Source organism: Saccharothrix sp. ST-888 (assembly GCF_000955975.1).
GTDB lineage: Bacteria > Actinomycetota > Actinomycetes > Streptomycetales > Streptomycetaceae > Kitasatospora.
The window spans coordinates 48,263-56,150 of the sequence record NZ_JYJF01000038.1 but is presented as its reverse complement, the minus strand read 5'-3'; the positions used below and the strand labels follow the sequence as shown (position 1 = coordinate 56,150).

Genomic DNA, 7,888 nt, shown 5'->3' with positions numbered 1-7,888 from the left:
CTACTTCGTCCGGGGACTGCTGGCCGGATCGGTCAAGGGGTGAGAGGTGTTCCGTCGTGGCCGTCGTGGCCGTCGTGGCCGTCGTGGCCGTCGTGGCCGTCGTGGCCGTCGTGGCCGTCGTGGTGCGGGCGGGGCGGTAGGCCGGGTGGTGGGCGGATCGGCGCGGCCCACCATCCGGACACCGGTCAGTGCATCGCGCCCACTGAGCCTTCGGTGGGCAGGTCACCGCGCTTGGCCTTGATCACGACCACGGACACCACCAGGGCGACCGCAGCCAGCGCGGCCCCGACCACGAAGGCCTGGGCTATGCCGTGTGCCAGGATCTGGTTGTACCAGCTGGTGCCGACGGCGAAGTCGTGGGTGGCGGCGAACTGGGCCTTCTGCTCGGGCGTCCCATGGGCCAGCAGATCGACGGCCTGGGTCTTCGCCTCGTTGCGGGTGGCGGTGGCGAAGACCGTGGTCAGGATCGACAGGCCGAGCGAACCACCGATCTGCTGCATCGAGTTCAGCAGACCCGAGGCGGCGCCGGTCTCGTGGGCCGCCACCCCCGCCACCGCGAGGAGCATGACCGGGACGAAGATCAGACCCATGCCGAAGCCGAAGATCACGGTGGGGCCGAGCACGCCGTCGACGTAACTGCTGTCGGCGCTGGTCTGGGTGAGCCAGCTCAGACCGATGGTGACCAGCAGGGCCCCGCCGGCCATGAACGGCTTGGGGCCGTACTTGGCCTGCAGCGCGGAGGCGAGCTGGGCGGCGCAGATGATCGCCACGCTGATCGGCAGGAAGGCCACACCGGCCTTCAACGGGCTGTAGCCGAGTACGCGTTGGACGAAGATGGTGATGTAGAAGAAGATGCCGAACATGGCTGCTGCCAGGCAGAGCATCATCACCAGGCCGCCGGTGCGGTTCCGGTCGGCGAACAGGTGCAGCGGGGTGATCGGCTGCGCGGTCCGCCGCTCGACGACCAGGAACGCCGCCAGCAGGACGGCGCCGAGGGCGAACGAACCCAGTGAGAGCGCGTCGCTCCAGCCGTCGGAGGCGGCTCGGATGAAGCCGTAGACCAGGCTGACCAGGCCGATCGTCGAGGTCAGCGCGCCGGGCAGATCGAAGCGGCCCGCGCGGCGCTCGGACTCGCTGATGTACAGCGGTGCGGCGATCGCGATCAGGACGGCGATCGGGACGTTCACGAAGAAGACCCAGCGCCAGTTGAGGTACTCGGTGAGCAGGCCGCCGGCCAGCAGGCCAATGGCCGCGCCGGAGCCCGCCACCGCAGAGAAGACCCCGAAAGCCCGGTTCCGCTCGGGCCCCTCCTTGAAGTTGGTGGCGATCAGTGCGAACGCGGTCGGCGAGCAGATCGCACCACCGATGCCCTGGAGGGCCCGGGCGGCCAGCAGCATGCCGGAGTCCTGCGCGAGACCGCCGAGCAGTGAGGCCAGGCCGAAGAGCAGCACACCCGTGATGAACACCTTGCGGCGTCCGAGGATGTCACCCGCCCGACCGCCGAGCAGCAGCAGGCCGCCGAAGGTGAGGGTGTAGGCGTTGATCACCCAGGACAGGCTGGTGTCGGAGAACTTCAGGGCGTCCTGGATGTGGGGAAGGGCGATGTTCACGATCGTGGCGTCGAGCACGACCATGAGTTGGGTGGCCGCGATGACCGTGAGGGTGATCCCCTTGCGCTGCCCGTGACCGGCTTGCGGCGGTGCGGTCTTTCTCAGCGTGTTCGAGATAGCCACTTTCTGCCCCCTGTTGGCTATGGCTGATGAGTTCGGCCGATTCCGCCGACGCCGCGCGTAGCGCACCCGAGGCGCACGGTGTGCACGTGCGGTGCACGTGTGCAGCGCGCCTGATGCGCGGTTGCCAGGACCCTCCCCGCTGCCCGTGAACGTCCTGAACTGCGGCCCTGCCGGAAGCTCTGCTCGAAACGGTGGTGAAGTGCTGGTTGGAACCGGGTATCGAGACTATGCGTCGAGAGTGAACGGATACGTTCACTACGATGGACAGTAGCCGACTGAGATTGTGAACGCAAGCGTTCTTTAGGATTGGTGATGATGGATCAGATCGTGCAGCAGAAGGCGGTCGACGCTGCCGGGCCGACCCGGAAGCGTGGCAAGGCGCTGGAGGCCGCGATCTTCGAGGCGGCCCTCGACCAGCTCACCTCCGGCGGCTTCGCGCGGATGACGATGGAAGGCGTGGCCGGTGCGGCACAGACCGGGAAGGCAGCGCTGTACCGGCGGTGGGCCTCCAAGGCCGATCTGGTCCTGGATGCCCTCGGCTCCACTCTGCCACCCCCCACGGACATCCCCGACCTCGGGTCCGCACGGGCCGAGTTGATGCAGCTCATGGAGTACTTCGGCGCTGCGATCGACTCCCGGGCGGGAGCTGCCATGCGGGCCCTGATGGCTGAGCTGGACCACGAACGGGCCCGGTTCTTCAAGGACTTCATCGTCGAGCGGGTGCTGCAGCCGGCCACTCTGGCCACCCTGCAGATCCTGCGCAGGGGTGAGCTGCGCGGCGATGTGAGGCCCGGAGCCGCGACCCGGCTGGTCGCCGAGGTCGCCCCGGCCATGCTCCTCTACCGGGCCAAGCTCTGCGACGGGCGGCTGGATCCGGGCTTCGGCGAGGCGATGGTCGACGAGGTACTGCTCCCGATGGTGCGCCCGAACGATCGCAGCTGAGCGCCGGCCGCCGCCGGTGGCGGCCGCTGCGGAACCATCCGGTTCCGGCGGGCCGCAACGAGCTGCGGCGGGCTTCGGGGCGGAGTCGGGGCGGGAGTCGGGATGGGAGCCAGGACGTAGGCTGGAGGCGCCCAGGACGCAGCCGAAGGACCTCCGATGCCCTACGATCCCCCGACCCACTCGGTCGAACGCTCCCTCCGCCGGGCCGGTGCCCAGCTGGTGGTCGGCCTCGACGAGGTCGGCCGTGGCGCCTGGGCCGGACCGGTCACGGTCGGTGCAGCGGTGACCGGGCTGCGCAGGGCGCCGGAGGGGCTCACCGACTCCAAGCTCCTCACCGAGCGCCGCCGCACGGCGCTGGCTCCGGTCCTCGCCGACTGGGTCACCGCTTATGCGCTCGGCCACGCCTCGCCGCAGGAGTGCGACGAGCTCGGCATGACCGCCGCCCTGCGCCTTGCCGCGCTGCGCGCGCTGGAGGCTCTCCCGGTGCGGCCCGATGCGGTCATCCTCGACGGTAAGCACGACTACCTCGGCGGTCCGTGGCGAGTGCGCACGGTGATCAAGGGGGACCAGTCCTGCATCTGCATCTCGGCCGCCTCCGTCCTCGCCAAGGTCCACCGCGACGGCCTGATGGCCGAACTCGGCGAGCAGTACCCGGCCTACGGCTTCGCGGACAACGCAGGTTACCCGTCGCCGATCCACCGGTCCGCGCTGGAGGAGTACGGGCCGACCGAGCACCACCGGCTGTCCTGGGCGTACCTGGATGCGCTGCCCAAGTGGAGCCACCTGAAACGAAGGAGAGCGGCGGAGCCGCAGGATGAGCAGCTTTCGCTGGGTTTCTGACGTCTGCTGACGTTTCGTCCGCCTGCCTGCACGGGAGGCCGGTTGGGCGCGCGGGTCCCGACTGGTGGGGCGCCCGTGCGCACCCGACCGGCATTTGATAGATATCCGGGTATGCCTGTCTTCCCCGAGGAGCCGGAGATTCGCGAGAGTATCCCGGGCCCCGGCGTTCCCAGCCCCCGCGAGTCGGACGCACACGCCCGCCGTAAGCCTGCCGTCGGCAGTGCGACCCCTGCCCCTGCAACCGCCCCTGCCCGCGGCGTTGTCGTGACCGGGCCGCGGCCCGCTCCGCCCCGCCCGGCCCCGCCCAGGAGTGCGGCCCGGCCGACGCCGCCGCCGGTGCGAAAGTCGATTCCCAAGCCCGGCCCCGGCGTTCGCCGTTCCGCCGCCGATGGGCAACTCCCGGTCGGGCAGCCCGAGGTGCGCGTGGTGGCGGCGGCCGTGGCGGATGCGATCGAGCGGGCCGACGAGACGGTGGACCTGCTGCTGGAGTCCGGGCGCTGCCCGGACGACATCCTGGTGCTGACGGTGGGTGAGCCGCACCCCTGGCAGCAGCACGAACTCTCCTTCGGCGCGGACCGCTACTGGGCCCAACTCGCCGAGGGCGGCGACGTCTTCTACGCGGAGGTCGCCTCGACCAGGCCGCTCCGGCGCGATGTCGTGGTGCTGGCCGTCAACGAGGCTCGTTCCGAGCGGGTGGAGCAGGCGGCGCGGAAGGCACTCGGTCACGCCGGAGCGTTGCTGGTGGTCTGCGGCGAGCCGGAGCTGACGGCAGCGGTCTTCCCTGACGCGAACCGACCTGTCCCGGCCTGAGCCAGCCTTGATCTGAGCCGGCCTTGATCTGAGGCAGCCTTGAACTGAGTCGGCCCTGGCATGAGTCGGTCCCGGCCCGGGCGGGCCGGGTCCTGCCGATGCGCCCGTCCGTGCCAGTCCGGCTCGTCGGCTCCGGCTGATACCGACCGCCGACCGCCGCGCGGCAGCCCGGCGCCCCGGGCCGTACTTCCAAGCCCTGCCAGGGTCCTCCAGGACCGCCCCGACCGTCCGTACCGGAGGGCTTCGGGCAGGCCGGTCAGCGCGCGGCCGCGCGGCGGACCGTCTCGATCGAGGTGATACCGGTCGGTCGCCAGGCCCGGTCCTGCGCGAGCTCCCGGGTGGAGCGCGGCGGGAGCTCGGTGACGGTGTGCACGGGCCCCTCGGCCCAGGACCCCGAGTGCGGGTTGCGTCCGCGTCGGCCGTCGCCGAGCGACTGCCAGCCGGTCGGGGTCAGGGTGATGTACGACCCGCAGCGCAGACCGTGCAGAGCGGTCGCGTCCCGAAGCGCCCACATCCACGCGCCGTCCTGCTCCGTCCAGTCTCCCGAGCCCTCGCGGCAGCGCAGCAGCACCGCCGTTCGGGTGGGCCTGGCCAGCCGCAGGTCGTGCGGGGTCACCTGGCGCAGGTGTGCGAGGATCGCGTTCCGGTGGTGCCAGCCGTCCTCGACATGCGGCCGTGGAGCGAACGAGGCGGAGGCCGTCACGCGGTGCTGGGCATCCAGCACGGCCACCACGGTGGTGCCCGGTTGCGGCAGGTGCAGCCGGTGCAGCTCGGCGACGAACTCGCGCGGCGCACGCAGCAGTGGGATCCCGGCGCCGGTCCAGGTCTCCAGGTCGATGGACCGTTTCCGGGCGGTGGGATACCGAGGCCGGTCGATGCCGCTGATCGCGATCCTCCTGACCCGCCCGCCGGGCGTACTGGTACCCGCGTACGCCTAAGGCCAGGTCCACTGGACCAGGGGCGGGGTACGGACCAATTCTCAGGTCAGATCGGCCTGACCGGCAACGACGACTTGATGTATGCCGCCCGCATTCGGACGGTCTGTCGGACATATTCCGCCTTCGGGCGGTCGCCATTCGCCGTTTGGCTGAGACGTTGGCCGGAAGTTTGGCCGACACGCCGCGCGGTGGTTCGGACGGCCACTCGAAGGACCATTCGGATACAGGTTCGGGCGGGTGTCCAGGGGCCTGCCCGGGCAGCGGCTCAGGTCGCGTGCGGCTGCCCGGGACGGGATGCCGGACCGACGGTGCGGCCCGGCTCACGCCTGCACCGCCAGGACCAGTGGCAGCACCGCACTCGCACCCGCCTGGCGCAGCAGCCGTGCGGCCACCGTGACCGTCCAACCGGAGTCCACCAGGTCGTCGATCAGCAGTACCGGACCGGGTGTCGCGGCCAGCGCCGACGCGAGCCCGGTCGGCACCACCAGCGTGCCGGCGAGTGAGTTCAGCCGCTGGGCACTGTTGCTGCGCGGGCCGTGCGGTGACTGGCCGGTGGCGTACTCGAGCCGACCCAGCAGCGGCAGCCGTCCGATCGCGGCGAGCTCCGTGGCCAGGCTCTCCACCAGCGTCGACCGGGTGGCGGACGTCATCGCGACCACCCCGACCGGCCGGGTGAGGCGGCTGCCGTCGGCGGCCTCGGGACCGGCCCAGCCACCGGGACCGCGTGCCCAGTCGGCGAGCACGTCGACCAGCGCGTCCCGCACCTGGGCCGGGACCGGGCCGTCGGGTGCCTGCTCGGACAGCAGCGTGCGCAGCCGGGTGCCCCAGCCGATGTCCGAGAGCCGACCCAGGGCCCGGCCGGTCTCGGCCTGCTCGCTCGCCGGGATCCTTCCCCTGAGCGGTACGCCGAGTGCGTCCATGCCGGTGGGCCAGAGCCGGCGCGGTTCGAACGTCACACCCGGCCGCCCGAGCGCGGCCCTGGCGGCGGCCAGGGCATCGGCGGAGACCTCCGACGAGTGGCGTGGGCCTGCGCAGTTGTCGCACCGGCTGCAGGCCGCCGCCTCCTCGTCGTCCAGCTGGCGCCGGAGGAACTCCATCCGACAGCCTGCCGTCGCCGCGTACTCGCGCATCGCCCGCTGCTCGGCTTCACGGGACTCGGCGACCTTGGCATAGCGCGCGGCATCGTAGGCCCAGGCTGCGCCCGTGGCCGTCCAGCCCCCGCGCACCCGGCGGACCGCGCCGTCCACGTCGAGCACCTTGAGCATGGTCTCCAGCCGCGCCCGGCGAAGATCCACCCGGGGCTCCAGGGCGGCTGTGGACAGCGGCCGCCCGGCCTCGGCGAGCGCGTCGATCGTCCGGCGGACCTGCTCCTCGGCGGGGAAACCGAGCGAGGCGAAGTACCGCCAGATCGCCTCGTCCTCGCGGCCCGGCAGCAGCAGCACCTCGGCCTGCGCCACACCGCGCCCGGCCCGGCCGACCTGCTGGTAGTAGGCAATCGGTGAGTTCGGCGAACCGAGGTGCACCACGAAGCCGAGATCCGGCTTGTCGAAGCCCATGCCGAGAGCTGAAGTCGCCACCAGGGCCTTGACCCGGTTGGCCAGCAGGTCGGCCTCTGCGGCCCGCCGTTCGGCGTCCTCCGTGCGGCCGGAGTACGAGGCGACCTGGTAGCCGCGGGCACGCAGGAAGGCAGTGACCTCGTCGGCGGCGGCCACGGTGAGGGTGTAGATGATGCCGGAGCCGGGCAGCTCGTCGAGGTGGTCGGCCAGCCAGCCGAGGCGGTGTGCGGGGTCGGGCAGTGACAGGACCCCGAGGCTGAGGCTCTCGCGGTCGAGCGGGCCGCGCAGCACCAGCGCGCGAGTGTCGGCGCTCGGCGTGGTCGCGGCGCCGGCGGCGGCCGTCGTCCCAGAGGCGGTCGCGGTGCCGGACCCCGCGCCGGACCTGGTCGTGGCGCTGTCGGAGGCGCCTGTGCCCAGCTGCTCGGCGACATCGGCGGTGACGCGGGCGTTCGCGGTGGCGGTGGTGGCCAGGACGGGCACGCCGGGGGACAGGTCGGCCAGCATCGTCCGCAGGCGGCGGTAGTCCGGCCGGAAGTCGTGGCCCCAGTCGGAGATGCAGTGGGCCTCGTCGACCACGAGCAGGCCGGTGGAGGCGGCCAGCTTGGGGAGCACCTGGTCGCGGAAGTCCGGGTTGTTCAGCCGCTCCGGGCTGACCAGCAGGACATCCACCGCTCCGGCGGCGACCTCGGCCTGGATCTCGTCCCACTCCTCGGGGTTGGCCGAGTTGATGGTCCGGGCGTGGATCCCGGCTCGACCGGCCGAGTCGACCTGGTTCCGCATCAGGGCGAGCAGCGGAGACACGATCACGGTCGGGCCGGCGCCACGGGCGCGCAGCAGGGCGGTGGCGATGAAGTAGACGGCCGACTTGCCCCAGCCGGTGCGCTGGACCACCAGGGCCCGGCGGTGGTCGATGACCAGGGCCTCGATCGCGAGCCACTGGTCCTCGCGCAGCACGGCGTCGGGGCCGGCCAGCTCGCGCAGCACGGCCTCGGCCTGAGCCCGGACGGCGGCGCGGTTGGGGGCGGTGTCTTGGGCTTCGATGGGTGCGTGCATGGCTCCATGAATACCG

Annotated in this window: 6 protein-coding genes; 3 read left to right on the top strand and 3 right to left on the bottom strand. The window is 71.8% G+C overall.

Features of this window, described 5'->3' with window-relative positions; all coding sequences use genetic code 11:
• Positions 1-185: 185 nt before the first annotated feature.
• Positions 186-1,733: an MFS transporter gene (locus UK12_RS14885; protein ID WP_231591217.1), complete on the bottom strand. Its 1,548-nt coding sequence runs from the start codon at positions 1,731-1,733 to the stop codon at positions 186-188.
• Between the two features lie 312 nt (positions 1,734-2,045).
• Between UK12_RS14885 and UK12_RS14880 the strand changes: the two genes are divergently transcribed.
• The 3 genes from UK12_RS14880 to UK12_RS37985 all read left to right on the top strand — a co-directional run bounded on the left by UK12_RS14880 (position 2,046) and on the right by UK12_RS37985 (position 4,325).
• Complete coding sequence (locus UK12_RS14880) at positions 2,046-2,675, top strand: TetR/AcrR family transcriptional regulator (protein ID WP_082119624.1); 630 nt, start codon at positions 2,046-2,048, stop codon at positions 2,673-2,675.
• A 156-nt stretch (positions 2,676-2,831) separates the two neighbouring features.
• Positions 2,832-3,515 (top strand): ribonuclease HII, encoded by a 684-nt coding sequence (locus tag UK12_RS14875; protein WP_045303421.1) that lies wholly within the window; start codon positions 2,832-2,834, stop codon positions 3,513-3,515.
• A gap of 336 nt (positions 3,516-3,851) precedes the next feature.
• The gene (locus tag UK12_RS37985) at positions 3,852-4,325 is read left to right on the top strand and encodes a hypothetical protein (protein ID WP_197084864.1); all 474 of its coding nucleotides are present in this window, start codon (positions 3,852-3,854) and stop codon (positions 4,323-4,325) included.
• Positions 4,326-4,581: 256 nt separating this feature from the next.
• On the opposite strand, the gene UK12_RS14865 is transcribed toward UK12_RS37985, so the two are convergent.
• Together UK12_RS14865 and UK12_RS14860 are read right to left on the bottom strand one after the other, a co-directional pair.
• Positions 4,582-5,049: a hypothetical protein gene (locus UK12_RS14865; RefSeq protein ID WP_197084863.1), complete on the bottom strand. Its 468-nt coding sequence runs from the start codon at positions 5,047-5,049 to the stop codon at positions 4,582-4,584.
• Between the two features lie 534 nt (positions 5,050-5,583).
• Positions 5,584-7,872 (bottom strand): DEAD/DEAH box helicase, encoded by a 2,289-nt coding sequence (locus UK12_RS14860; RefSeq protein WP_045303419.1) that lies wholly within the window; start codon positions 7,870-7,872, stop codon positions 5,584-5,586.
• Positions 7,873-7,888: the final 16 nt, after the last annotated feature.